At 36.9% G+C, this 24,040-nt stretch carries 27 protein-coding genes; 12 read left to right on the top strand and 15 right to left on the bottom strand.

The window, feature by feature from the left end:
* The first annotated feature begins 1 nt into the window (after position 1).
* Positions 2–706, top strand: coding sequence for a peptidylprolyl isomerase (locus AC5SR4_RS11920; protein WP_495356471.1), 705 nt, complete (start codon positions 2–4; stop codon positions 704–706).
* 3 nt (positions 707–709) lie between these two features.
* Here AC5SR4_RS11920 and AC5SR4_RS11915 read toward each other — a convergent pair whose 3' ends face one another.
* Entirely contained in the window at positions 710–1,315 is a 606-nt protein-coding gene (locus AC5SR4_RS11915; protein ID WP_495356470.1) for a trimeric intracellular cation channel family protein, read from the bottom strand.
* Between the two features lie 99 nt (positions 1,316–1,414).
* Positions 1,415–2,134, bottom strand: a complete 720-nt coding sequence (locus AC5SR4_RS11910) for an RDD family protein (RefSeq protein ID WP_495356469.1) — start codon at positions 2,132–2,134, stop codon at positions 1,415–1,417.
* A 24-nt stretch (positions 2,135–2,158) separates the two neighbouring features.
* On the opposite strand from AC5SR4_RS11910, the gene AC5SR4_RS11905 reads away from it, so the two are divergent.
* The 6 genes from AC5SR4_RS11905 to AC5SR4_RS11880 all read left to right on the top strand — a co-directional run bounded on the left by AC5SR4_RS11905 (position 2,159) and on the right by AC5SR4_RS11880 (position 7,949).
* Positions 2,159–3,148, top strand: a complete 990-nt coding sequence (locus tag AC5SR4_RS11905) for a stage II sporulation protein M (protein WP_495356468.1) — start codon at positions 2,159–2,161, stop codon at positions 3,146–3,148.
* Positions 3,145–3,870 carry a hypothetical protein gene (locus tag AC5SR4_RS11900; protein WP_495356467.1) on the top strand — a complete coding sequence of 242 codons (726 nt, stop codon included), beginning with the start codon at positions 3,145–3,147 and terminating at the stop codon, positions 3,868–3,870. The genes AC5SR4_RS11905 and AC5SR4_RS11900 overlap by 4 nt, the downstream gene beginning before the upstream one ends.
* Positions 3,870–5,075: a DUF4350 domain-containing protein gene (locus tag AC5SR4_RS11895; RefSeq protein WP_495356466.1), complete on the top strand. Its 1,206-nt coding sequence runs from the start codon at positions 3,870–3,872 to the stop codon at positions 5,073–5,075. The genes AC5SR4_RS11900 and AC5SR4_RS11895 overlap by 1 nt, the downstream gene beginning before the upstream one ends.
* A gap of 2 nt (positions 5,076–5,077) precedes the next feature.
* Positions 5,078–6,151, top strand: a complete 1,074-nt coding sequence (locus tag AC5SR4_RS11890; RefSeq protein WP_495356465.1) for an AAA family ATPase — start codon at positions 5,078–5,080, stop codon at positions 6,149–6,151.
* Positions 6,152–6,241: 90 nt separating this feature from the next.
* Positions 6,242–6,601 (top strand): DUF805 domain-containing protein, encoded by a 360-nt coding sequence (locus tag AC5SR4_RS11885; RefSeq protein WP_495356464.1) that lies wholly within the window; start codon positions 6,242–6,244, stop codon positions 6,599–6,601.
* Between the two features lie 16 nt (positions 6,602–6,617).
* Entirely contained in the window at positions 6,618–7,949 is a 1,332-nt protein-coding gene (locus tag AC5SR4_RS11880; protein WP_495356463.1) for a DUF58 domain-containing protein, read from the top strand.
* A 56-nt stretch (positions 7,950–8,005) separates the two neighbouring features.
* On the opposite strand, the gene AC5SR4_RS11875 is transcribed toward AC5SR4_RS11880, so the two are convergent.
* Entirely contained in the window at positions 8,006–8,485 is a 480-nt protein-coding gene (locus tag AC5SR4_RS11875) for a Dps family protein (RefSeq protein ID WP_495356462.1), read from the bottom strand.
* A 108-nt stretch (positions 8,486–8,593) separates the two neighbouring features.
* On the opposite strand from AC5SR4_RS11875, the gene AC5SR4_RS11870 reads away from it, so the two are divergent.
* Positions 8,594–9,532, top strand: coding sequence for a hydrogen peroxide-inducible genes activator (locus AC5SR4_RS11870; RefSeq protein WP_495356461.1), 939 nt, complete (start codon positions 8,594–8,596; stop codon positions 9,530–9,532).
* A 145-nt stretch (positions 9,533–9,677) separates the two neighbouring features.
* Here the strand turns inward: AC5SR4_RS11870 and AC5SR4_RS11865 are convergent, their stop codons facing one another.
* The 5 genes from AC5SR4_RS11865 to AC5SR4_RS11845 form a co-directional block, all read right to left on the bottom strand.
* Positions 9,678–10,718: a transporter gene (locus tag AC5SR4_RS11865; RefSeq protein WP_495356460.1), complete on the bottom strand. Its 1,041-nt coding sequence runs from the start codon at positions 10,716–10,718 to the stop codon at positions 9,678–9,680.
* 138 nt (positions 10,719–10,856) lie between these two features.
* Positions 10,857–11,294: a hypothetical protein gene (locus AC5SR4_RS11860; protein WP_495356459.1), complete on the bottom strand. Its 438-nt coding sequence runs from the start codon at positions 11,292–11,294 to the stop codon at positions 10,857–10,859.
* Positions 11,295–11,341: 47 nt separating this feature from the next.
* A complete protein-coding gene (locus tag AC5SR4_RS11855; protein ID WP_495356458.1) occupies positions 11,342–11,539 on the bottom strand; it encodes a hypothetical protein in 198 nt (65 codons plus the stop codon).
* Between the two features lie 129 nt (positions 11,540–11,668).
* Positions 11,669–12,469, bottom strand: a complete 801-nt coding sequence (locus AC5SR4_RS11850) for a TIGR00266 family protein (RefSeq protein WP_495356457.1) — start codon at positions 12,467–12,469, stop codon at positions 11,669–11,671.
* 83 nt (positions 12,470–12,552) lie between these two features.
* A complete protein-coding gene (locus AC5SR4_RS11845; RefSeq protein WP_495356456.1) occupies positions 12,553–13,008 on the bottom strand; it encodes a DUF4442 domain-containing protein in 456 nt (151 codons plus the stop codon).
* A gap of 132 nt (positions 13,009–13,140) precedes the next feature.
* Here AC5SR4_RS11845 and AC5SR4_RS11840 point away from each other — a divergent pair, with 132 nt between their 5' ends.
* From AC5SR4_RS11840 to AC5SR4_RS11825, 4 genes are all read left to right on the top strand, one after another.
* Positions 13,141–13,599: a DUF4870 domain-containing protein gene (locus AC5SR4_RS11840; RefSeq protein WP_495356455.1), complete on the top strand. Its 459-nt coding sequence runs from the start codon at positions 13,141–13,143 to the stop codon at positions 13,597–13,599.
* Between the two features lie 74 nt (positions 13,600–13,673).
* A complete protein-coding gene (locus AC5SR4_RS11835; RefSeq protein ID WP_495356454.1) occupies positions 13,674–14,009 on the top strand; it encodes a PadR family transcriptional regulator in 336 nt (111 codons plus the stop codon).
* A gap of 1 nt (position 14,010) precedes the next feature.
* Positions 14,011–15,813, top strand: coding sequence for a PspC domain-containing protein (locus AC5SR4_RS11830; RefSeq protein WP_495356453.1), 1,803 nt, complete (start codon positions 14,011–14,013; stop codon positions 15,811–15,813).
* Between the two features lie 118 nt (positions 15,814–15,931).
* Positions 15,932–16,654 (top strand): head GIN domain-containing protein, encoded by a 723-nt coding sequence (locus tag AC5SR4_RS11825; RefSeq protein WP_495356452.1) that lies wholly within the window; start codon positions 15,932–15,934, stop codon positions 16,652–16,654.
* 19 nt (positions 16,655–16,673) lie between these two features.
* Here the strand turns inward: AC5SR4_RS11825 and AC5SR4_RS11820 are convergent, their stop codons facing one another.
* The 7 genes from AC5SR4_RS11820 to AC5SR4_RS11790 form a co-directional block, all read right to left on the bottom strand.
* On the bottom strand, positions 16,674–18,842 hold the full coding sequence (locus AC5SR4_RS11820) for a prolyl oligopeptidase family serine peptidase (RefSeq protein ID WP_495356451.1): 2,169 nt from the start codon (positions 18,840–18,842) through the stop codon (positions 16,674–16,676).
* Positions 18,843–19,028: 186 nt separating this feature from the next.
* The gene (locus tag AC5SR4_RS11815) at positions 19,029–19,625 is read right to left on the bottom strand and encodes a YceI family protein (protein WP_495356450.1); all 597 of its coding nucleotides are present in this window, start codon (positions 19,623–19,625) and stop codon (positions 19,029–19,031) included.
* Positions 19,626–19,838: 213 nt separating this feature from the next.
* Entirely contained in the window at positions 19,839–21,104 is a 1,266-nt protein-coding gene (locus tag AC5SR4_RS11810) for a hypothetical protein (RefSeq protein WP_495356449.1), read from the bottom strand.
* Between the two features lie 69 nt (positions 21,105–21,173).
* Complete coding sequence (locus AC5SR4_RS11805) at positions 21,174–21,758, bottom strand: YceI family protein (protein WP_495356448.1); 585 nt, start codon at positions 21,756–21,758, stop codon at positions 21,174–21,176.
* A 447-nt stretch (positions 21,759–22,205) separates the two neighbouring features.
* Positions 22,206–22,910: a DNA-binding domain-containing protein gene (locus AC5SR4_RS11800; protein ID WP_495356447.1), complete on the bottom strand. Its 705-nt coding sequence runs from the start codon at positions 22,908–22,910 to the stop codon at positions 22,206–22,208.
* Between the two features lie 412 nt (positions 22,911–23,322).
* Positions 23,323–23,574: a hypothetical protein gene (locus AC5SR4_RS11795; RefSeq protein WP_495356446.1), complete on the bottom strand. Its 252-nt coding sequence runs from the start codon at positions 23,572–23,574 to the stop codon at positions 23,323–23,325.
* Positions 23,561–23,917 carry a hypothetical protein gene (locus AC5SR4_RS11790; protein WP_495356445.1) on the bottom strand — a complete coding sequence of 119 codons (357 nt, stop codon included), beginning with the start codon at positions 23,915–23,917 and terminating at the stop codon, positions 23,561–23,563. The genes AC5SR4_RS11795 and AC5SR4_RS11790 overlap by 14 nt, the downstream gene beginning before the upstream one ends.
* Positions 23,918–24,040 lie beyond the last annotated feature (123 nt).

Below are 24,040 nucleotides of genomic sequence, written 5' to 3'. Positions count from 1 at the left end.
TATGCGCGTTATCTTTTTTGTATGTATTTCCTTTTTGTTTCTAAATTGTGAAGATAAGCAATCTAATAAAAAAAAGAACACCAAGGTTACCGAAACCAAATTGGAAAAAAAAGATACTACAGAAAACACCAAAAACATTACAGAGAGAAAGTATCCTAAACTGGATTCTGACAATGCCATGCTATTTTTTCTTGAGTACGAGAAAAAGCACAAAGAAAATAACGTGCGTATTAAAACAGACTTTGGTGATATTGACATTTTATTGTTTAACGAGACAAAATACCACCGGGCCAACTTTATTTTTCTAGCAGAACAAAACTATTTTAATGGCACCCAGTTTTACAGAGTCATCAATAACTTTGTTATACAAGCTGGTAGTGGTGATGACCGCGAAACGGGTTTAAAGCGGTTTAACATTGGTAAGTACTTATTACCACCAGATACCAAGCGTGGTTTTAAACACAATAGAGGGGTAATATCAATGCCCAGTAGCGAAATAGACAATCCGCATAAACTAGCTTCGCCCTACGAGTTTTTCATTGTACAGCAAAAAGGTGGTGCCCATTTTCTGGATGGCGACTATACTATTTTTGGAAAAGTTATTAATGGCATGGATGTAGTAGATAAAATTGCTGCTGTTGAAACCGATGATATGGATTGGCCTGTTAAGAATGTATACATTCGGGATGTTTTGATTCTTGATTAAAAATCATTGCTTATTATAAATATTGGGCAAAGCAATTTTAAATTTCACTGCCAATAACCTAGTTGCAATTACTACAATACCAGCAATAATAAACACAATATTATTTTGTATGGGCAATTTAATTAATAAAAAATAGGTAATTCCACCAAGTATACATGCCGTAGCATAAATCTCTTTTCTAAAAATAACAGGGATTTCATTACATAAAATATCCCTAATTACGCCACCAAAACTTGCCGTCATAGTCCCTAGAGCAATACAGATTATTGGATGTAATTCGGCATTAACACCTTTTTCTATTCCTATTAATGTGTACAGACCAATACCTATGGTATCGAACAAAAACAGAGAGGTTCTTAAATAATTGATTTTGCTTCTAAAAATAATTGCAAAAATAGCTGAAGCCATAATTACATAAGTAAACGTGATATCTTTCATCCAACCAACAGGTGTGTTCCCTATTAATAAATCCCGAAGTGTGCCACCCCCTACAGCTGTTACAAATGCAATAATGAGGATACCAAACAAATCCATTTTTTTGTCTATAGCCACAAGCACGCCCGAAATGGCAAAAGCTATGGTTCCTAAAATATCTATGGTGTAGAACATGGGTATTGGTGTTTAGTATTGAGTATTGAGTAATTAGTAGTTAGTATTGAGTAGTTAGTAGTTAGTAGTTAGTATTGGGTATCGGGTAAAAACTTTTGTTTACATATCTTGGGTATAAAAATTATAATCCTTTAAAATGGTATCTATAAACTCCATATCGGTTTTTTGTTTTACTTCTTTTATTCCAATCACCTCAATTAGTTTTTTTCTAAGCTTTATTAAGGTCTGGTAATCTTTTGTAGCTCTGGCATTGGTAAAAGTATCCTTAATAATACGTGCATCGTTATCAGACAATTTTATAACATTTGGATATGTAGGCTGGTAATCACTTCTCAAATCTTCTAAGATCGTGTGGTTAATATTTACACTATCCTTTAAGTTAATTACCGCAGTACCTGCCGCCATATCACCCAAACGTTGGGTTTTACTATTAAACAGCATTACAAAAAAACCAAGTCCCAATACATAAACATCTACAACCCTAAAAAACCAGCGCACCACATAATCTGATAAAGATGCTTGATATCCATCTATCTTAACAACCCGAATATTAAGTGCCTTTTTACCCAATGTTTGCCCTTCCAATAAAGCCTCTAACGTAAGGGTGTAAAACATAACGGGCAAACTAAGCAGCGTATCAATACCTATTTGAGACCATTGGTCCATATCCTCAAAGGCTCCAAATACCATATTCATTACCAAAAGATAGCCTATTTTAATGGCAGAATCTATAATAAATGCCAATAGACGTTCCCCAGCGCCTGCTGCATTAAAGTTTATTTTTACATTTTGGGTCGTGTTAATTTGTAACTCTGACATTTTATATTTTAATTTAGCAAATATATGAGGGAAGTTTCATTCATCAAGCAAAATAAGGAAAAATGGTTGAGTTTTGAAAAAGCAATCTTTAACAATGACTTTAAAGATCCTGACGAACTTGCCTCACAATACATCCATTTAATTAACGATTTGGCATACGCACAAACCTACTACCCTAAAAGTAAGGTTATAGTGTATCTCAATCAGTTAGCGGCTAAAGCTTTTCAAAAAATCTATAAAACAAAGCGTGAGGATACAAACCGATTGGTGGCGTTTTGGAAAACAGAAGTCCCGTTAATTTGCTACCAATACCGTAAGTTTATTTATGTAGCGTTTATTGTTTTTTTTGCATTTACCTTTATTGGTGCTATATCTGCAGCCAACGATGGTGAATTTGTGCGTTCCATTCTAGGGGATGCATATGTAAACATGTCCATTGAAAATATTGAAGCGGGCGATCCTGTGGCCGTTTACAAAAGTGGCAGTAATTGGGGCAGCTTTATTGGCATTACGGTAAACAACCTACGGGTAGGGATTATGTCTTTTATCCTAGGTGTTTTTGGGGGCATAGGTACTATTTATATCTTATTTAAAAACTGTATCATGCTGGGCTCATTTCAATATTTTTTTTACGAAAAAGATGTGTTTTGGGAAAGTGTTCGCGGTATTTGGATTCATGGTTCTATGGAAATATTTGCCATCGTTATTGAAGCTGCAGCAGGTTTGGTGTTAGGGGCCAGTATTTTATTTCCTGCCACACATTCCAGATACACCTCTTTTAAACATGGCGCCAAAACTGGAATAAAAATTTTAATCAGCACCTTTCCTTTTACATTTTCTGCAGGATTTTTAGAAGGGTTTATTACCCGGTACTCCAATGTTATGCCACATTGGTTATCGGTAGGTATTATACTCATTACACTTAGTGCTATAAGTTATTATTACCTAATATATCCTTTTAAAATTCAAAAGCATATAACACAAAACCCCACTTTAATTACCTCTAGCATTTGAAAATAACCCAATTACATATACTCTGCTTTTTAGTATTAATGCTTACTGGTCACCATATTGGTTTTTGTATTGACCGTTTGCAAGAGCCCCAACAAATTAGAAAGTTTGATAACAACTTTAAAGACCGCTATACAGGTAACAAGTACAATTATGAAGGCAACGTAATTGTAAATTCCACCCCAAGCGGGTCTGGCAATTATGAAGATTATAATAATGAAGACCCAACCATTAAAGAACAAAATAACACCGATGCCTTTTTTATAGACCTAAAACCCATAAACTGGGTCTTTTATATTGCCATTACCATTGCCGTGGTTTATTTAGTGTACATCTTGCTTAACCAAGGTGGTTCTGGTTTGTTCACTACAAAGCAAAATAAAACCATAAAAGGCTATGAAACGATTACAGCCAATAATATTGAAAGCACCGATATAGATTCATTAATTATCAAAGCCGAAAGTGAGAACGATTACAGGCTGGCCATTCGGTATTACTATTTATTGGTTTTAAAAACATTAAGTTTAAAAAACCATATTAAAGTTGAAGATGACAAAACCAATGCTGACTATTTAAACGATATTGGCAATAAACCGTTTAGCCACAAATTTGCATATACCTCCTATTTATACAACTATATTTGGTATGGCGAGTTTCCTTTAAATGCTGAGCAATACACCAAAGCCAAAAACAATTTTACAACCCTTTTAAGTCTAGTTAAATAATGAAAAAGCCACTCGTTATCCTTTTTGTTATTATAGCCTTAATTATACTTGGGGCCATAGCTTTAGGCATAAAAAACACCAGAACAGTAGATTGGGAAGAATCTTTTAACGAAAAAAGCAACAAACCCTATGGTGTAAGTATCTTTTACAAAGAACTGCCCAAGCTGTTCAAAGACCAAAAAATAAGAACCGTTTACCACGATCCGGCCAGTTATTTAAGAGCCAATGCCCAAGATAGCTATGGTGACCACATAGCAGCAGGAAACTATATTATTATAGGAAACTCCAATTATCTAGAAGATGAATCGGTAGATGCTCTTTTAAATTTCGTCCATAACGGCAACACCCTTTTTATTTCCGATTACTACTTTTCACAAAAAATTCACGACACCCTGCAATTGGATGTGCTCTATGTACCCAATACAAAAGATAGTGTGTCGCAAGTATCCTTTAAAAGCAAACAATTAAAACCTTCTGTTATCGATAGAAATAAAGGCGACAACTATTTTTCGCGTTTAGATTCTACTAACTACCGTGTTCTGGGTTACTCCAAAATAGACTCTTTACGCGTTAATTTTATTGAAGTACCTTTTGGTAAAGGACAAATTTATTTGCATTTAGAGCCCAAAGCCTTTACAAACTACAACATCTTAAAAAATAACAGGCACGAGTATGTAGAGGGCCTAATATCCTATTTACCAGAAACCAATGTTTATTTTGATTCGTTCACAAAAGTGCAATCCGGTTATACTGCCGATGTTGAGAAAACATCCAACCTTAGTTGGTTTTTAGAACAATTATCCTTTAGATGGGCTTGGTACACCGCACTCATTTTTACCATTTTATTCATTATTTTCAATGCCAAACGCCGGCAACGCATAATAAAAATTATAAAACCTTTGCAGAATACCACCATTGCTTTTGTAAAAACCATCTCTAATTTATATTTTGAAACGCAAGACCATAAAAACTTAATTGACAAAAAAATAACGTACTTTTTAGAAAAAATTAGAAGCGATTATAATTTAAATACATCTGAGTTAAACGATGACTTTATAATAAAGTTGGCTGCTAAAACCGGAAAGAAAAAAAACGAGATAAAAAAACTAATCGATTATATAAATTGGTTAAGAACCAAGAATGAATTTTTTGAAGAAAACCTAATCAAGTTAAACAGGTACATTGAAGCCTTTTACACAAACTAATTATGGAAGACAATACAGAACAACAAGACCACAGTAGCTACTTACCAAAGGATGAAACCACCAATGCCCCCAGCATAGATACCAATACTGAGGAAACCGAAAACGATTTACAGTTTAAAAACCGGTTGGATTTATCAGAGCTCCAAAATAGTGTCCAACAAATTAAACAGGAAGTCGGTAAAGTAATTGTTGGGCAAAAAGATATGATAGATATGCTTATTGCGGCACTTTTGGCCAAAGGGCATGCCCTTATTGAGGGGGTTCCGGGTGTTGCTAAAACCGTTACCGCAAAACTGTTGGCCAGATCTTTAAGTGTTGGGTTTAGCCGTATTCAATTCACACCAGACTTAATGCCCAGTGATATATTAGGGACTTCTGTATTCAATCTTAAACAATCGGAGTTTGAATTTAAAAAAGGCCCTATTTTCTCTAATATGATCCTGATTGACGAGATTAACCGGGCACCTGCTAAAACCCAGGCTGCATTATTTGAGGTTATGGAAGAGCAGCAAATAACCATGGATGGTACTAAATACAAACTCGATGCACCGTTTTTAGTTTTGGCTACCCAAAACCCTATTGAACAAGAAGGTACTTACCGATTGCCCGAAGCCCAATTAGACCGTTTCTTATTCAAAATTGATGTAGAATACCCTAATTTGGAGGAAGAAATAGAAATTTTGGTAAGGGAGCATGAGCTTAAAGAACAGCTAAAGACCGATACCATTGCGTCGTTTTTAACAGCCGACCAAGTTGTTAATTACCAAACGTTGGTAAGTCGGGTGTTAATAGAATCACATTTGCTTAAATACATTGCCGAATTGATTGTGGCTACCCGTAACAATCAGTTTTTATATTTAGGGGCATCTCCTAGAGCGTCTATTGCCATATTAAAGGCCAGTAAAGCATTTGCGGCTATGTCTGGTAGGGATTTTGTAACACCCGAGGATATTAAACGAGCGGCCATACCCGTATTGCACCATCGTGTAATTGTAACCCCAGAGCGTGAAATGGAAGGTGTTACCAGTAAACAAATTATTAAACAAATTATTGAAACGGTTGAGATACCGCGTTAATTAGTATGCAGTCGCAGTGGACAGTCACAGTCACAGTCGCAGTCGCAATTACAGTTTTTTACAAATAACTCATATTTAAATTAATTACTTATGTTTAAAAAACCATTTTCATTTGAAGGCAGGATTAGAAGAACCGAATACGGATTAAGTTACTTGGTCTATTTATTGCTATATTTTTTAATGGCATTTATTTTAGATGCCTTAGGAGATAATTTCTTAATTATATATTTCATTGCATGGGTACCACTACTATGGTTCTTATTGGCACAAGGTGCTAAACGTTGTCATGATAGAGGCAATAGTGGATGGTACCAAATTATTCCCTTTTATAGTTTATGGATGCTCTTTGCCGATAGTGAAAAAGGTCCTAATGTATATGGTGACAATCCAAAGGGCATTGGAAACCACACAGAAATAGACGATATTGGAAAACCCATAGAAACAGAATAACATTTAAATTGCAAAATTGAAATTCCTTAAACCCTTTTATATACAACCCCGTTTTTTTTATGCTGGCATTGGTTTGGTAGTACTATTTGGTTTAAGCTATTTTATACCACTATTGTTTAATATAGCGCAATTGATTATTTGGGTGCTGGCACTATTATTTATTTTAGATTTCCTGATTATCTTTACCGGTAAACATAAAATTGAAGCCAACAGGGAGTTGCCTGATAAATTTTCGAATGGCGACAAAAACCTAGTAACCATTACCGTTACAAATAACTACCCCTTTCTTATCCATTTAAGTATTATTGATGAAATTCCCGTACAGTTTCAAAAACGGGATTTTATTTTAAAGGATACCGTAACTTCCAGAAAATCTAAAACCATTACTTATACTTTAAGACCTACAGAAAGGGGAGAATATCATTTTGGGAGTTTAAATGTGTATGCCTCTTCCATTTTAAATCTGGTTGCTAAGCGCTTTACTTTCAATAGTGGCACTATGGTACCCACCTACCCTAGTTTTAAACAGTTAAAAACATTTGAACTGTTAAATATTAACCAAAATTCATTGGAATACGGCCTAAAAAAAGTGCGCCGTTTGGGGCATACCATGGAGTTTGAGCAAATAAAAGACTATGTGCTTGGCGACGATCTTCGTACCATAAATTGGAAGGCTACGGCCAAGCGCAACCAACTTATGGTAAACCAGTTTCAAGATGAAAAATCGCAACCGGTCTATGCCATTATAGATAAAGGCCGTGCCATGAAAATGCCATTTAATGGTTTAAGCCTTTTAGATTACGCTATTAATTCCAGTTTGGTAATTAGTAATGTTGTTTTAAAAAAGCACGATAAGGCTGGTATACTTTCGTTCTCTAAGCGTATTGAAAACGTGGTTATTGCAGAGCGGCGCAGTTCGCAAATGCAACTTATTTTAGAGGCCCTGTATAATGTTAAGACCGATTTTTTTGAAAGTGACTTCAGTCGCTTATATGCCAATATAAAACGTCATATTACCAACAGGAGCCTTATATTAATGTACACTAACTTTGAGACACTTGATGGCCTAAACCGCCAACTCCCTTACTTAAAAGCCATTGCCAAGAGCCACTTGCTTGTAGTTATCTTTTTTAAAAATACCGAACTGGATACCTTAATAAAAACCAAGGCCGAAACCGTACAGCAAGTATATGACAAAGTTATTGCTGAAAAATTTGATTTTGAAAAACGCCTTATTGTAAACGAGTTAAAAAAGTTTGGTATCTATTCAATACTAACCACACCAGAAAAGCTTACCATTGATACTATTAATAAATATCTGGAAATTAAATCCAGAGGCCTCTTATAAATAAAAAAGACCTTATCTAAATAAGGCCTTTTTCACTATCAATCAACTCAATCAATTTAAACGGTCTCGCTCAACCAAGCTTTCATCATCCAAACTGTTTTTTCTTGCTCTGTAATAAAATCACTCATCATAGAATTGGTACCTTCATCATTAAGTTCGTCCGATTTGTTTAAAATAGCACGTTCAATCTTTAATAGCTCTACTAAAGAATCTACAATTAAAGTCACGGCTTTTTCATCTTGCGATATATTTTTACCAACAGGTACCTGAGCATTTTTTGTATAATCATCAAACGTGTGTAGTGGTGTTTCGCCCAAAGTTAAAATACGTTCTGCTATTTCATCTACTTTCACGTTGGCATCGGTATACAACTCTTCAAACTTCACATGTAAATCAAAAAAACGCTTTCCTTTTATATTCCAATGAATACCTCTTAAGTTTTGATAATAAATTTGAAAATTTGCCAACAAGTTGTTTAAATCGTTTGCTAAATCTTTCGTTTTTACGGTATCTAAACCTATACTGTTTAATGTCATAATTATCTTTTTGTTTTTTTATTTACTACAAATTTAATTTATAATTAACAGATAAAACGATAAGTTTTATTGATAGTTTTTATATTTTTATAGCCTAAATTGATACTAATGACCATAACACAATTATATTATGTTTTAGCGGTTGCAGAAAACCAAAACTTTACCAAGGCTGCCGAGAAATGCTTTGTAACGCAACCCACCCTAAGTATGCAAATACAAAAGTTAGAGGACGAATTGGACATACAAATTTTTGATAGAAGCAAAAAACCTATTGAACTGACTGATGTAGGCAGAAAAATTGTAAACCAAGCCAGGAACATTGTTAACGAATCGTATAGAATCCAAGATATAGTAGATCAACAAAAAGGATTTATTGGAGGGGAATTTAAACTGGGCATTATCCCAACGGTTATGCCTACGCTGTTACCTATGTTCTTAAAAAACTTTATAAAAAGGCATCCTAAAGTAAAACTAAAAATTGAAGAGCTAACAACCGATGAAATTATAACACGCATTAAAGACGGCCATTTAGATGCAGCCATTGCCGCTACGCCATTAGAGGACGAAAACATTAAAGAACGTGTGCTGTATTATGAGCCTTTTGTAAGCTACATTCCTAAAAGCCACAGACTACACAGCAATAAAAAAATAGATGTTGCCGATTTGGATATTAGTGATATGCTACTTTTAGAAGATGGCCATTGTTTTAGAGATGGTGTAATAAACCTGTGCAAGGCTTTTAAAAACCAATCGGATGAGCATTTTCAATTGGAAAGCGGTAGTATTGAAACGCTTATAAAGCTATCCAATGAGGGCTTGGGGATGACACTTTTACCTTATTTGCATACGCTAGAGATACATGATAGAGAAAAGGAAAACCTGCACTTTTTTACCGAACCTTCACCAGCTAGAGAGGTGAGCATTATTTACCATAAAAGTGAATTGAAAATGCAAATAATAGAAGCCCTTCAGGATGTGATTTCCGGCGTGGTTCGTGGGGCGATTGCCTTTCAGGATGTTCAGATTATAAGTCCGCTACCTAAGTAAACTTTGCCCGTAAGCATCAAGTATTGTAGAAAAAATGATTTCCCTAGCCCATCTATACACCTTAGGTGTTTAACATTCAAGGCGCTACGTAGAATTTTAACGGGTGGTCCATGTTTTTTCTACAATACTTTAATGAACAGCTCAATTAAAATGCATACTGCATACCAAACGTAAGTGTTTCTTTTTGTTTTAATTGAGTTCCTTTAACATCTTGTAAAACGGGTGTTGCCATTTCAAATCCAAAACGCAGGTTTTTTAATGCGCCCTCGGGGACATATAAGTTAAACCCGAAGCCAGAGTTTAAGTAAGTCCCTCCAGAGTTGTTAGTATCTGCAGTAATAACCATCATGGGGTTTAGTGCACTGTTTTGTCCATGAATCTTATCTACAACCAAGCCTTCCAAACGTCCTGAAAAACTTAACCAAGGCGTTGCCTTTATAGCCAACCAATTGTTTAAGCTGTACCGGTTGCCCAACCTATACCCTTTACTGTTCTCTCCAAACCTAAAAATGCCCTTTAGCTGCGACCCAAACGATAGGGCATGGCATTGTGCCAAGTATGTTAGCCCCCATTCTGTATCTACCGTACCGCTTCCTATTTGCATAGGGTAAGGTAAAATAACCGCATTACCCATAGAGGCTGGGGTAACATCCTTATTATCAATAGCTCCTGTTGGTAATGATACGGCAAACTGGCCATGCAATTGCTGATGGTTTTTATTAAAGAACTTGTACAAAAGCCCCAACTTAACATCACCAAATCCATCAGATTGGGTTGTAAATGTATTGCCATTAGCCATTTCATGATCCATTTTCATGGATACATAAGGCATCATGGCAACCAATGTTATGTTATTTAAAGGGGCATACATGGCTCCCAACATGTGCATTTGCATGGGCATGTTGTAAGGAGCTACCATATAAGTACCATTGGGCATTAATAAATCTTGGTAGTCTGTATCATCATGGCCCGTTTTTATGTCTTCCATAGCCATAAACATATAGCGGTACGAGAACATAAATTCTCCTTTACCGTGGGTGTGGTCGCCCATCACAGAAATTGGGGCATGCCCATCTGGTCTGTTGCCATTCCAGGGTTGCTTATTAGAGGGTTGTTCATTAGTAAGGTCTTGTGCCAATACAGCAAGGGGTGCCAGTAAAAAACAGGCATATAAAAAATATCTCATCTTTTAATTTAATTTATAATAGCACATATATAGCACACCCAAAACATAACGCGTTTGGGCAGGCCATTATATACCATAATGTATGTTATTAGTTAATACTGTTTTTGTGTACCATAAGGGGTATCCTTGTACACACTTTTAAACTATATTGAGATATATTTCGGGAGGGTGAAAACAATCTACGCAAGCCTTAGTGCTTACCGTGCGTTTCCATATCCAATTGTTTGTTACACTTTCTGCTACAAACCCTGTGTTAACGTGGTGGTTTATATGTTGAAAATACAAGGGGTAAAACGCCTCAACCAATAAAGCTGTGGAATTATCTTTACCAGAATTGTCGTCTTGGGGCAGCATTTGCAACTGCTTAGCTAAATGGCACTTTCCATTACATTGCAGCTCAGGTTTGTCTTTATTAACACAGTATTTTTGAATAATGGTGTCTATGTGCAATTCAAAATAAACCAATTGCCCAATGTAGTACGCTGGGCGTATTGAAAAAGCTATAAGAAGCAGTATGGCAATATGTTTTTTCAGCTGATTTATTTTTTTGCAAATATACAATTCAGCTGTTAACAATGCTTCATTTAAGACATTAAAAAAGGCGACTTTTTAGCCGCCTTTTTTTATGGTTTTAAATAAATTAAACATTGATTTAATTCTGGGTTTTGCTGTATAAGAGATAAAATAAATATTTTAAGCTCTTCGATCTCAGACGGCAGCAATCGCTGCACAGCCTTTTGTACTTCTCTGCAAAACAACGTTGTGTCAAAACTGACTTTGTTAAGTACAGTTTTAGTATACTCAAGCATCGCTCTTGCCATAATCTTATTTAGGTTTTTGTGGTTGAATAAACGTAGAGGTGTTTTATAGGCAATAAAAATTTTTTTATTAGAACGTCTAAAAATACAAAAATATTTAATGTTTTTTGTTATAAAAATCTAAAAATAACATTAAAAACGATTGTCTCCATCTAAAAGATCGCCCAATCCCCCTAAAAGACTGCCTTCGCCCTTATCTTTTCCACCGCCTTTTGGAGCCGATGCCAATACACGGCCCGCCAATCTACTAAATGGCAAGGATTGTATGTAAACTGTTCCTGGCCCTCTTAACTTAGCATAAAATAGGCCTTCGCCTCCAAAAATGGTGTTTTTAATACCACCAATAAACTCTATGTCATAATCCACATCTTGGGTAAAGCCTACAATACAACCGGTATCCACTCGCATAACCTCTCCAGGTTGCAATACTTTCATGGCCATGGTACCACCGGCATGTACAAAGGCCAGCCCATCGCCTTCTAATTTTTGCATAATAAAGCCTTCGCCTCCAAAAAAGCCCCTGCCTAAACGCTTGCTAAATTCTATGCCAATGCTTACGCCTTTAGCGGCACATAAAAAGGCATCTTTTTGACAAATAAACTTGCCCCTAAACGCTGTTAGGTCTATAGGAATGATTTTACCTGGATACGGTGAAGCAAAAGATACCTTTTTCTTTCCTGAAAGGGTATTGTAAAAGGCTGTCATAAACAAGCTCTCGCCTGTTAGTATGCGCTTACCTGCCCCTAATATCTTGCCCAAAAATCCGGAATCGTTTTTCGAGCCGTCACCAAATATGGTTTCCATTTTAATGCCATCGTCCATCATCATAAAACTACCCGCTTCGGCAATAACACCTTCTTGCGGATCGAGTTCTACCTCAACATATTGCATTTCTTCGCCATATATGTTATAATCTATTTCGTGTGCTGTCATCTAAATTGTTTTTTATTGTTATGGGTTATTATACTGTACATCCATTTGTTTCTGTTTTCATTAAATTGTTACACGCTTAGTCTTTATTGTTTCACTTTTACACTCCATTCAAACTCAAAGGTGGAAACTACAACCCCCTCACTGTTTACCCCTGTAGATGTAGCCCATACCGTTTGCCCTTCTTTGGTTTCAATTGCTTTTTTAACGGTAGCTTCCATTAAAGCACCATCATTGCAGGTAAACACAATTTTTCCGGTAGCTTTTTTGGTAAACACTGCCTTGTTTGAGGTTACCAACATAGATAACTTATGGCCCGTGCCCCTAGTTTTGGTCATCATTAAGGCGCCTGTTGCAAACTCTGCAGCCATGCCCTGTACGGCCCAAAACATAGATTTAAATGGGTTTTGATTAATCCATCGGTGCCGTACACTTACCATGCATTTACGGGTATCAATATACTTTGCGCGTACCCCACAAATATAAGCCGATGGTAAATTAAACAGTGCAAAGGTGTTTAGTTTTCGAGGTGTTATCTCCATTATATATGGATTAAATTTTCACTAAGTTATAAAAATTATTGTTAGGATTAAATGTTAAATTTATGTTAATTATAGTACTATGCGTAACATAATACCTGTTTTAAGATATATATTTGCATAAGAAACTATTATATGTTTAAGATCATGTTAGACAACCACCAAAAAAACATCGCTACATTTATACACTTATCTACCTTTAGCAGATTTATCATTCCGTTTGGAAATTTTATAGGCCCTATTGTATTATGGGTTTCCAATAAGGACAAATCAGAATTTATAGATGCCCACGGTAAACAGGCCATTAACTTTCAAATAAGTATTTTATTATATGCCATAATTATTGGCACCTTTACTATTCCCCTTTTTATATTTAAATTCTTTAGTGGTATCGATTTTATAGATTTTCATGGGCTTCATGATTTTCATATTAATATTGGTAAGCCTTCCCCACTTTTATATATAGGTGGTGGCTTGGGTATTTTAGCCTTTATAGGGTTTATTATAGAAATGGTTTTAATTATACTGGCCAGTTTAAAGGCACGGGATGGCCATGAATATAAATACCCTTTAACCATCAATTTTTTAAAATAGAACCATCAATAAAATATTCATCAATAAATCAATCAAAAAATGAACAGTTTCACAACATTTAAACGCTTTAGAACATGAAGATAGAAAACACAAAAGCACAAATGCGTAAAGGCGTCTTGGAATTCTGCATACTATCGGTCTTAAAAGACGACGATGCCTATGTGGCAGAAATTCTTGACACTCTTAAAGACGCAAAATTGCTTGTGGTAGAAGGAACAATATATCCTCTACTTACAAGACTAAAAAATGCGGGGCTTCTTAATTATAGATGGGAAGAGTCGACCTCAGGACCACCAAGAAAATATTACGGGTTAACTGAAACCGGTAAATTGTTTTTAAAAGAATTAAACACTACTTGGAGTGAATTACAAAATGCAGTAAATATAGTAACCAAACAAAAAAAACATTAAAATGAATAAAACAGTCAATATAAATTTAGCAGGTGTATTCTTTCACATTGATGAGGATGCATACTTAAAACTACAGCGCTATCTTGAGGCTATAAAACGTTCATTTACAGATTCACAAGGGCGGTCTGAAATTATAGCAGATATTGAAGCACGCATTGCTGAACTTTTTAACGAGCGTGTACAAAATGATAAACAGGTAATTCGTTTAAAGGAAGTGGACGAAGTGATTTCCATTATGGGACAACCCGAGGATTACCTGGTGGATGACGAAATTTTTGAAGACGAGCCACGTACGCATTACCAAAGAAAACAGGCGCCTTCTAAAAAACTATTTAGAGATACCGATAACTCCTATATTGGTGGGGTATCTTCTGGTTTGGGGCATTACTTGGGTGTAGATGCTGTATGGATGCGCTTACTTTGGATTGTTCTTACCATAGGGTCTGGTGGTACTTTTATATTAATATATATTCTTTTCTGGGTTTTGGTACCAGAGGCCAAAACTACTGCTGAAAAGATTATGATGACGGGAGAACCGGTGAACATCAGTAATATTGAAAAAAAAATAAAAGATGGGTTTGATACGGTATCAGATACGGTTAGCGATGTAGCAAAAAACGTAGGCGATTCGCTTTCGGGCGCTGCCAAAAATGTATCAGACGCTGCCAAGAACGTTCATGTAAAAAAGCCCAGTAGTAATATTAAATCGTCTTCTAAAACTTTTTTTGATACGCTTGGCGAGGTTATTATGTTTTTCTTTAAGGTATTTGCCAAGTTTATAGGCATTATCTTAATCCTTACAGGGGCTTTGGCACTTATATCATTGATTATTGGCTTGTTCTCTTTGGGTGTGGCCGATATTGTGCACATTCCGGGCATTGATTTGGTACATATTGTTAATGCAGGTAACACGCCCCTTTGGCTTGTTTCTTTATTGAGCTTTTTGGCGGTTGGTATTCCGTTCTTCTTCTTATTTTATATTGGTTTACGTATTCTTATCAACAACCTAAAATCTATTGGTAACGTTGCTAAATTTACGTTGCTGGGGCTATGGCTGCTATCTATTATATGTTTGGCCGTTATTGGTATTCGCGAAGCCAGTGAGCATGCCAATAACGAACGGTTTATAGAAAAAGAAACCTTAAATATTACTGCCAACGATACTTTAAAGATTAAAATGGCCGAGAACACTATTTACAGTTCATCGTATTATATTAAAAGCCCTTTTAAACTGGCCAATAATGAGGAAGGCGAAAAAACCATTTATAGATCGAATATTACTGTTTATGTTAAATCCACTACAGATTCTTTGGCTTCGTTAAGCATTGAAAAAAGTGCCGATGGCAGAAATTACGAAAAGGCCCTGGCGCGTGCTAAAAACATAGATTACAACCATGTGTTTAATGACCGAAATGAACTGGTGCTAGACCCTTATCTGTCTACCAGTGCCGATAATAAATTTAGTGATCAAAAAATTAGGGTTACGCTGTATTTACCAGAAGGTACTGTGGCTTACTTCCATACCAACTCTAGAAAGTTTTTAAGTTACCGCAATGAGATGTCCCCCAGGTATGTTAACCATTACATTACGGTTACCGAGGATGGTTTTACTTGTGCAGACTGTGAGGATAGCGATTTTGAAGTTAAGGTAAACACACACAATTTAAAAATAGACGAGCATGGTGTTGAAATAAAAAAGGACGACAGCACGACCTTGCGTATTGACAAAGATGGCATTAAAGGGGAATCTGAATCTGTTAAGGTTAAGATTGACTCTGATGGTATTAAAATAGACTCCGAATAAATAAACAATTCAGTATTAAAAATAAACCGTTCGGTAATATGGATTACGCATCACTAATTATACGTATTACTTTTGAACGACACATTAAACAACAATCAAAAAAATAAAACAAATCATTATGACAACTCTAGCTAAAATTATTGTAACAACTATATTAAGCTTTTGCCTGTGCTCTTGTAACTTTGGGTTTAATTATGGCGTAAGTGGCAATGGCCATGTACTTGTTGAAGACCGCCCTATAGACCAACCATTTTCTACCATTAAAGCTACCGAGGGGTTGGATGTTTACTTAACCCAAGGGGATGCTGAAGGCATTACTGTTGAGGCTGATGAAAACTTGCAAGACCTTATTGTTACTGAAGTTATTGATAATACTTTAAAAATACACACCAAAGAAAACATTGGAAGCTGTACTGCTAAAAAAGTAACCGTACGTTTTAAAAGTATTGAAAACATTATAGCCACTAGCGGTAGCGATGTGCATGGTACTAATATGATAACAGCAAACCATTTATCTATAGAAACCACGAGTGGTAGCGATGTGGATTTAGATGTTACTACTACGGTTTTAAATTGCAAAGCTACCAGTGGTAGTGATTTACACCTTTCTGGTACAACCAACCAGCTTATTGTTGAAGCCACCAGTGGCAGTGATATTTCTGCTGCAAACCTAATGGCACAATCTAGCCAGGTAAAGGCTAGCAGTGGTGCCGATATTACTATTAATACAGCCAAAGAACTAACTGCTAACGCCAGCAGTGGTGGCAACATTAAATACTATGGCAACCCCGCTTCGGTAGAGAAAAACGATGCGGTTTCTGGTAGTATTACCAAAAAATAACCAACCAAATGTTTTAAAATCAATCTTTGGGCATGTCTTTTTTTAGTTGAAATTCTGGGTGACCAGATTGCCAATAAAAGAATGCCCAAATATTGCTATATTCATTTATTATATCTGTTATTTTGGTACCACCACCGTGGCCTCCTGAAAAATCGGTTAAAAATAAAATAGGGGTATCGGCCGCATTATTTGCTTGCATTTTTGCTGCAAATTTTGCTGGTTCCCAAGCAATTACACGGGGGTCGTTAATTCCTGCCGTTATTAGCATGGCCGGATATTTGGTTCCTGCTTTTAAATGGTGGTATGAATCCATTTCTAACAAAGCTTTAAACTCTTCAGGATCTTTTACCGTTCCAAATTCTGGAATATTAACTGGGCCGTTGGGCGTTTCTTCACTCCTAACGGTATTCATAGCACCAACCATAGGCGCGCCTGCCACAAACAAATCTGGGCGTTCGGTAATGGCACGTCCTACCATAATGCCTCCAGCGCTTCCCCCAAAAATAGATACTTTACTGGGGTTGGTATAGCCTTCTTTTATTACATATTCTGCTGCGGCTATGGCATCTTTCCAGGTATTGGGTTTGGTTTCTTTTTGTCCGGCTTTATGCCAGGCTTGCCCTAACTCTCCACCACCGCGCACATGGGGTATTACCAATACGCCACCGTAAATGGTGTAAGCTAGGGTTATGGGGCTAAAAAATGGACTGGTGGAAATACCATAAGCACCATAACTGTATAGCGTGGTAGGGTTTTGTCCGTCTAGCTTTAAATCTTTATTATGAATAATAGAAACGGGTACCATCACCCCATCATGCGATGCCACCATAACTTCTTTAACCACTAGGTTGTCCAATTCTGGATATTCTACGCTTGTAGAGAGCTGCTGGTGCGTAAAGGTTTCGGTTACTGGATTGTATAAAAAGCGCTTTCCGGGCGAGGTCCACCCCGAAATAGAGATCCACAATTCACTGGAGCTGCTATCTTTATTGCTCAGTCCCAATTGCCCAGCTGTAAAAGGCAAGGGTATTTTTTTGGGAGTGGTGGCCTGGTTTGCCAAAAAGTACAGGCTTGCCTCTACCCCATTTTTCATGGTGGCATAATACAGCCCTTCTTTTGTTAGTGTAAATTCGGTGATTATCTCGGTATCAGAGGTTTCTACAAGCGTGGTAGCATTTAAAAAGGAAGGCGCTGCTGCAGGTGCTCTTAGTATTTTATAGTTGGGCGCTCCTTTAAAGGTTAAGTAATACATAAAGTTACTATTTGCCGCTATACTTGTTACGTTATCATCTTGTTCTGTAAGCACTTGCCAGGTATGCTTGTCTTTGGTAGCTTTACTGTAATAGTACTGCAAACGGTTATCTACTGTATATTTAGCTAATAGGTTTATATCTAAATCTTTTTGATAAACTACAACTGGCATTTCTGGCCCCTTGATGTTTACTTCTGGGCACATATCTTTAGAAAACACTACGGTATCCTTGTCTTGCTCTGTCCCTACCTCGTGCACATACACTTTATTAAACAGTTGTCTATCCATATCGGTAACGTCTGGAGAGTTTAATTTGGAATAGTAAAAAGCGGTTCCAGATTTTAGCCAAGATAGTCCTGTTCCTAAATGTACGGTTTCTGGATACAGCTCGCCATTGGCTTTAAAAATTAAGGTCTCTGGGTTTTCTGAACCATTGGCTGCTACCGTAACCGCAATTTTATCGCCTTGTATGTTGGGCTTTATTGAAGATATAGTATAGGTTTTTGTACTATCTGTTGAATAGGTTTCGGGATTAAAAAAAAGGCTTTCTGCTCCATTAAAGCCTTGGCGCTTGTACATTTTTAATATGTCTTCGCCGGGCACTCGCTTAAGATAGTAATAAGTGTCTTTTTTGGTAATTGTTAATTGCCCTACTTGTACTGAGCGCCTATCTATAAGCTCCATGGTTTTATTGAATATTTTTTCTTTTCCAGATATGCTGTTTAGTATGGAATTGGCGTAATTGGCATTGGCTTTCATCCAGGTAATGACCTCTGGATTGCTTAAATCTTCTATATAGCGATATGGGTCTTCTAATGTTACACCATGGTAAGTATCGGTTACTACTTTTGGCAACAGTACTTCTGGTTTTACTTGGGCTTGGGCACTTACTAAATTAATACTGATACCCAGTACTAGAAAAAAAAGATTTCGCATAATTATTAGTTTTAGATATTTTACCATTTCGTTTATATATAAAAGGCTAGAACCAGAAGCACGATACGGCAACATAGTGTCTATACTATGGGTAAGATACAATAAAAAAAAAGACTTCAAATTTATTATTTGAAGTCTTTTCTGGTTTCGGTGTTTGGAATTTACTTTGCTATTAACTCTCACATTCTACTGTCCGCCAAACGCTTCTACCACTAACCTAAAATCGATTTCTATTTCTTTGTCTATGGATATGAGACCAAAAAACTTTTTAGGCGTTTCTATATCAAAATCTGTTAAGCATATGCGCAATCCCCCACTTATTATTATATCCTCGTTTTTTTCTATGGCTATTGGAATGCTATATGGCTTTTTAACACCTGCTATTTCTAAATCTACCAAGACCTCTATATGGTTTTTTGTTTCGATGTCTATGGCATTGATTTCTTTTAAAATTAAGCTAATGTGCGGGTATTTATCAGATTTTAATATTTTTTGAAAATCATTATTTATGGCTCTGCCCCCACAATCAAATGCATAATTATCTAAAACCAATGCTGTTTTACTAAACAGTATCTTACCGCTTTGGTTGTGGTAATACACAGGTATGGGGTTTTTAAACCTATCAATATTGTACACACATTCAAAGCTGTTTACGTTAGTGGTACCTGTTACCATTAGTGAGCTTTCTGGCGCTATGGTAACGGTTGTACTTTTTACAATGGTGTCTTTAGTTGTAAAGGCAAATGCTATAAGTGTACTAACTAAATAAACAAACTTTTTCATGACTATTGTGTTTTTATAAGTGTTTTAAACCTGCCTGTTGGGCAGATAGGTACTTAATTTGAATCGTCTCTCTATTCTCTTCTCTCTTCTCTCTATTCTCTATTCTCTATTCTCCTTAAAGATATAAAACAAGTCTCAAAAGTATTGGCAGGTTTAGCATGTTGTTTTTTTAGCAAATGCTTAAGAGACTTGTTTTGGTTACTAATTCAAGGTTTAGAAGCTAATTGCTGCCTCTAGTACGAGTCCATCAAATTTACCTTCTGCGTGTAAATCTGCAGTTGGGTAATCTTTGTATTGTTGGTTAACGTATTCTAATTTCATTAAGATGTTTTTGGTCATAAACCAACCAGCACCTAATTGGAATCTGTTGATGGTTACATCATCTCCACTAGTAAGTTCACCACTTACTGTATTGTAACGTGTACCTAGGTAAAGGTTTTCATTTGCTCCAAATCTGTACAATAACTCACCAGCAATTTGAGTCCAGCTTCTGTTATCTGTTTCGGTTACTCTTTTACCAGATGCTGTTTCAATAACTCCAAAGAACTCTAGGCCGCCATATTTTATGAATGGGTTAATCATAAAGGCTGTCATTTCATTTTTTAGGTCTGGGTTTATTCTACCACCTCTAAAGCCATCGCCATTACCATCTACATCGGTCATTACTGAGTAGTAACGAGATCCTGCTCTGTCACCACTATATAGGTATATACCTCTAGCATTGTTGTGTGCACTGTGGAATAAAGATCCTGTTAAACGGAATCTAAAGTCCTCGCTTACTTGGCTATCGTATCCAATTTTGGCCAAGAATGATGGGCTTGTTTGGTCTTTATCGGTTACGTTTTGGTTTAATTTACCATTGGTTATACCTACCATTCCCATCCAGTTATTGCAGAAATAGTAAAACTCTGCTCCTACTTCGGTGGTAAAAGAGTCCATTATATAGTTACCTACAAATGGGTTGTACAGTGCCATAGCGTTGTCACTTCTTCTAAAGTGTGTATCGCCATAGTTGTTTTCCATATGCCCTATTTTTATTCTGGCATGTTTCATAAAGTCGCCTAAAAAGCCTTCGCTAATAAAGTCTAACTTATCTATTTGGATATACCCACCTTTTACATAGGTTTCGGTATGGTGTTGAGATGATAGGTATGTTCTTAAGTGCATTCTCACACCATCTGCTAGTGCTAAATCTAAATCTAAGTTGGCTGTTGCTAAGTTAAAGTTACTACCCATGTCTATTAACTCTGCAGACCCATTGTTTTCTTGTGATAAGGCTTGTAATTGTAAGGTTGATGCACCTCCTATTCTAAGTTTTACGTCTTGAAATGTTGAAACGGTATCTTTTGGTGCTTCAAATACGTTTACTCCATTTTTATCAGGATCTCTAAAGTTGTCTAGGCTCCTGTTCTGCGCATATAAACTAAATCCAGCTAATATGGCTACTACAAATATTACATGTTTTAAATTTGATTTCATGATTTTTATAATTTAAGTGTTAGTGTTTATTGTTTTCTATTATTTGTTTGTTATTGATTATTGTTTATTCTATTTAAATACGGTTGTAAATTTTACGGTTATTTCATCGCCTGTTGTTATGGTACCAAATAATGCTTTTGGGGGGTCTATATTAAAATGGGTCATTTTAAATGTTGTTTCGCCCTCTAGTGTTGTTTTGGTACTGGTAATATGTATGGTAAAGTCTAGTGCTATGGGCTTTTTTGTGCCTGCTATGGTTAAATCGCCTTTTGTTTTTACTGCGAATACACCATTGCCTTTACTTGTTATGCCATTTACCTGGGTTAATTTAAATTGAATGGTTTTAAATTCTTTGGTGTTAAGGGCTTTGTATGTGTTTTTGTCCATAGCCGATTTGCCACTTTTTAAACTTTCTGCCACTACTTTAATGGTACAAGTTTCTATTTCACCTGCTTCGGCATTTTTTAATTTTAGTGTACCGCTTTGCTCTTCTGCTTCTATATGCCAATCGTGTAAGCTAGAGGTTCCTAAAACTTTTAATGTAGATTCTTGATTTTCTAATTTTAACTCCTGCGCTTGTGTTATTTGAAAGGTTGCCATAAATAAAATGGCTGCTCCCAAAATTTTCGCATTTATGTTCTTTAGTGTGTTCATTTCTGTTTTTTTTTGTTTATTAATTATGGTACAAATTTCAGGGCAAAGTAGAATCTAAACTATGATTTTTGTCATGTTTGATTTTTTTTGATTTTTTGTTGAAAAAAAATGGAACAGTTTAAAAACAAAAAATCTTTAACTTAATCAATCCAAGACTTTAACCTAATCAGTTACCCAGATTAACTTAATCAGTTCAAGACTTTAACTTAATCTGTTGGCTTCTAGCTTCTAGCCTCTGGCTTCTGGCTTCTAGCATCTAGCCTCTGGCTTCTAGCCTCTAGCTTCTGGCTTCTAGCTTCTAGCCTCTAGCTTCTAGCCTCTAGCTGTTGGCTGTTGGCCTGGCTTATGTTACTGTTTGAATAGAATAGGGAGAAGAAAGACAAACCAGAAACTTCCAACCCAACATTCCTGAAAGTTTCTGGCTTTTTCTTTTTGGGCCTTAAGGCTCTAACTAACCTCCAGGCTGTCGTTTAGACCGCCGCTACGAAGGTTGGCATTGTTGCCATAGCCCTTTCTTACCTCTAGGCTGTAGTTGCCTGCGGGCAGCTCTATGGCTTCGGGTATGCTAAACATAAGCTTCCCCTCTGTGCGCAATGCCAAAATGCTGGCCTTGATGGCCGCACCACCGGCCTCGGGCACAAAAAAGATGCCTTCGGCCACATTGGCAGGGTCAAACTTTAGCTCTTCACCTACAATCACCCCAATACCCCCAGGGGTAAGCAAGCTGTTTGTGGTGGCCGATGTTACATCGGTAAACTCTATTAGTACGGGCGCCGGCAGCTCGGCCGTAATCTTTTCTACTTTGGCTGCCTGCATTTTAGCATTAAGCAGTAGGCCCGCCGTAACGGTGGCCCGCTTAATGTGGCGCGATGCATCAAAGCTGTCCGTAGCATTGGCAAACACCCCTTTTATACTGGGGCGTATGTTTACCAAGGGCAGGTTTACGTAGTTGCCATTGGCTACCTCATCGCTAATTACATCAAACACCAGGTTAATAACACCGTTTATATCGGTTTCGGTAAAACTGGTACCGCGCTTTGCGGCTTTTTTTACAATGGCTTCCAGATCATAAATAGCCGCAGGCTTTACCCTTGCGGATTGATCGTTCGGATCCGGAGTTACCGGATTTGGTTGCAAACAAAATTTAATCATTTTTATAAACTTTTTTATATTAAACATTTTGTTGGGATTTTTTCTTATTTAGATGCTAGACCACTTCGTTATTAGGTTTGGCCTTTGCTTACTTACTTTTTCCTAAGCTTCTTAACCCTCGGGGTTTTACTTATCCCTTTTAGTTTTAGTTTTTAGTTTTTAACTGTCCTTTTCAAGTTGAGATTCTTCGGTCGTTGCCTCCCTACCGATGACGTATTTTGCAACGTGTTCATTTTTAACTGTTTTAAGGTTCTCGACTGCGCTCGAACTGACACTATGATTACAGTTGTTCGTCATCTCATTTTGTCTGTTTGGGTACCAAAAATTATGTCTCTGAATGACAGACTTATTACTTTTCACTTTTAGTTTTTAGTTTTTAGTTTTTCACTGTTCACTTTTCACTTTTAGTTTTTCACTTTTCACTGTTCCGTTCAATCAAATACCCCGTAAGCCCATCCAGGGTCTCCATGCACTGGGCCATGTTGAACACCTGGGCCCAGCCACCGGACAGGCTTAGGATCATGCAGCGCTTTTTAAAGACGATGCTCTTAAGGGTAATATTGGTGCGCCGCTCTATAATGCCCAGTGCCGAGGGGAGTATGTCCTCGATACGGGTGGCGGTAATGGTCATCTTAAAGTCGGGGGTGTGCTTATTGCTGCTCATGGTCGTTCAATTGGCTTTTAATGTGCAACAAATCGTTTCGCCACTGCTCCAGCAGGGAGGCTATCTCGGAGTCTATGCTGGCCTCGCGGGCCTCGAAGGCCTTGAGGTCCAGCTCCATCTCCATAATGTAGCGCTGGGCACTGTCCAGGGTTGCGCGGGCGTTCCTTATGTGCTGTTGGGTGTCCTCCAGCTTGGTGGCCATGCTCTGGGCGCTCTGGAACTGTAAAAAGTTTAACAATAACATGAGCAGGGAAACGACCCAGCCCAGGGCCCGCCATAGGGCGCGGCCCAACTTGGGCCAAAGCGATAGCTTGCCCACGGATTGGTTTAAGTTTGATTTCAATATCTTATTTTTTAAGTTATAGTTTAATCGGTGCTATTAATCAAACGTGTTCTTTCTTAGAGAAAAAATATAGATGTTGAGAACCGGCTGATAAAAGTGAGGGTTCTTTTACTGTTGGTATGG

It is taken from the genome of Aestuariibaculum scopimerae (assembly GCF_059428085.1).
Note: the sequence above shows the minus strand (reverse complement) of the source record. Positions and strands in the feature narration are given on the sequence as shown.

Bases quoted from the DNA above. Each gene is read 5' to 3' on its own strand.
- AC5SR4_RS11810 (WP_495356449.1), bottom strand. From the start codon at position 21,104: ATGAAATCAAATTTAAAACATGTAATATTTGTAGTAGCCATATTAGCT.
- AC5SR4_RS11890 (WP_495356465.1), top strand. From the start codon at position 5,078: ATGGAAGACAATACAGAACAACAAGACCACAGTAGCTACTTACCAAAG.
- AC5SR4_RS11855 (WP_495356458.1), bottom strand. From the start codon at position 11,539: ATGGCAAGAGCGATGCTTGAGTATACTAAAACTGTACTTAACAAAGTC.
- AC5SR4_RS11920 (WP_495356471.1), top strand. From the start codon at position 2: ATGCGCGTTATCTTTTTTGTATGTATTTCCTTTTTGTTTCTAAATTGT.
- AC5SR4_RS11800 (WP_495356447.1), bottom strand. From the start codon at position 22,910: ATGATTAAATTTTGTTTGCAACCAAATCCGGTAACTCCGGATCCGAAC.
- AC5SR4_RS11870 (WP_495356461.1), top strand. From the start codon at position 8,594: ATGACCATAACACAATTATATTATGTTTTAGCGGTTGCAGAAAACCAA.
- AC5SR4_RS11805 (WP_495356448.1), bottom strand. From the start codon at position 21,758: ATGAACACACTAAAGAACATAAATGCGAAAATTTTGGGAGCAGCCATT.
- AC5SR4_RS11885 (WP_495356464.1), top strand. From the start codon at position 6,242: ATGTTTAAAAAACCATTTTCATTTGAAGGCAGGATTAGAAGAACCGAA.
- AC5SR4_RS11845 (WP_495356456.1), bottom strand. From the start codon at position 13,008: ATGGAGATAACACCTCGAAAACTAAACACCTTTGCACTGTTTAATTTA.
- AC5SR4_RS11865 (WP_495356460.1), bottom strand. From the start codon at position 10,718: ATGAGATATTTTTTATATGCCTGTTTTTTACTGGCACCCCTTGCTGTA.
- AC5SR4_RS11910 (WP_495356469.1), bottom strand. From the start codon at position 2,134: ATGTCAGAGTTACAAATTAACACGACCCAAAATGTAAAAATAAACTTT.
- AC5SR4_RS11840 (WP_495356455.1), top strand. From the start codon at position 13,141: ATGTTTAAGATCATGTTAGACAACCACCAAAAAAACATCGCTACATTT.
- AC5SR4_RS11905 (WP_495356468.1), top strand. From the start codon at position 2,159: ATGAGGGAAGTTTCATTCATCAAGCAAAATAAGGAAAAATGGTTGAGT.
- AC5SR4_RS11850 (WP_495356457.1), bottom strand. From the start codon at position 12,469: ATGACAGCACACGAAATAGATTATAACATATATGGCGAAGAAATGCAA.
- AC5SR4_RS11795 (WP_495356446.1), bottom strand. From the start codon at position 23,574: ATGAGCAGCAATAAGCACACCCCCGACTTTAAGATGACCATTACCGCC.
- AC5SR4_RS11825 (WP_495356452.1), top strand. From the start codon at position 15,932: ATGACAACTCTAGCTAAAATTATTGTAACAACTATATTAAGCTTTTGC.
- AC5SR4_RS11875 (WP_495356462.1), bottom strand. From the start codon at position 8,485: ATGACATTAAACAGTATAGGTTTAGATACCGTAAAAACGAAAGATTTA.
- AC5SR4_RS11915 (WP_495356470.1), bottom strand. From the start codon at position 1,315: ATGTTCTACACCATAGATATTTTAGGAACCATAGCTTTTGCCATTTCG.
- AC5SR4_RS11815 (WP_495356450.1), bottom strand. From the start codon at position 19,625: ATGAAAAAGTTTGTTTATTTAGTTAGTACACTTATAGCATTTGCCTTT.
- AC5SR4_RS11835 (WP_495356454.1), top strand. From the start codon at position 13,674: ATGAAGATAGAAAACACAAAAGCACAAATGCGTAAAGGCGTCTTGGAA.
- AC5SR4_RS11895 (WP_495356466.1), top strand. From the start codon at position 3,870: ATGAAAAAGCCACTCGTTATCCTTTTTGTTATTATAGCCTTAATTATA.
- AC5SR4_RS11830 (WP_495356453.1), top strand. From the start codon at position 14,011: ATGAATAAAACAGTCAATATAAATTTAGCAGGTGTATTCTTTCACATT.
- AC5SR4_RS11820 (WP_495356451.1), bottom strand. From the start codon at position 18,842: ATGCGAAATCTTTTTTTTCTAGTACTGGGTATCAGTATTAATTTAGTA.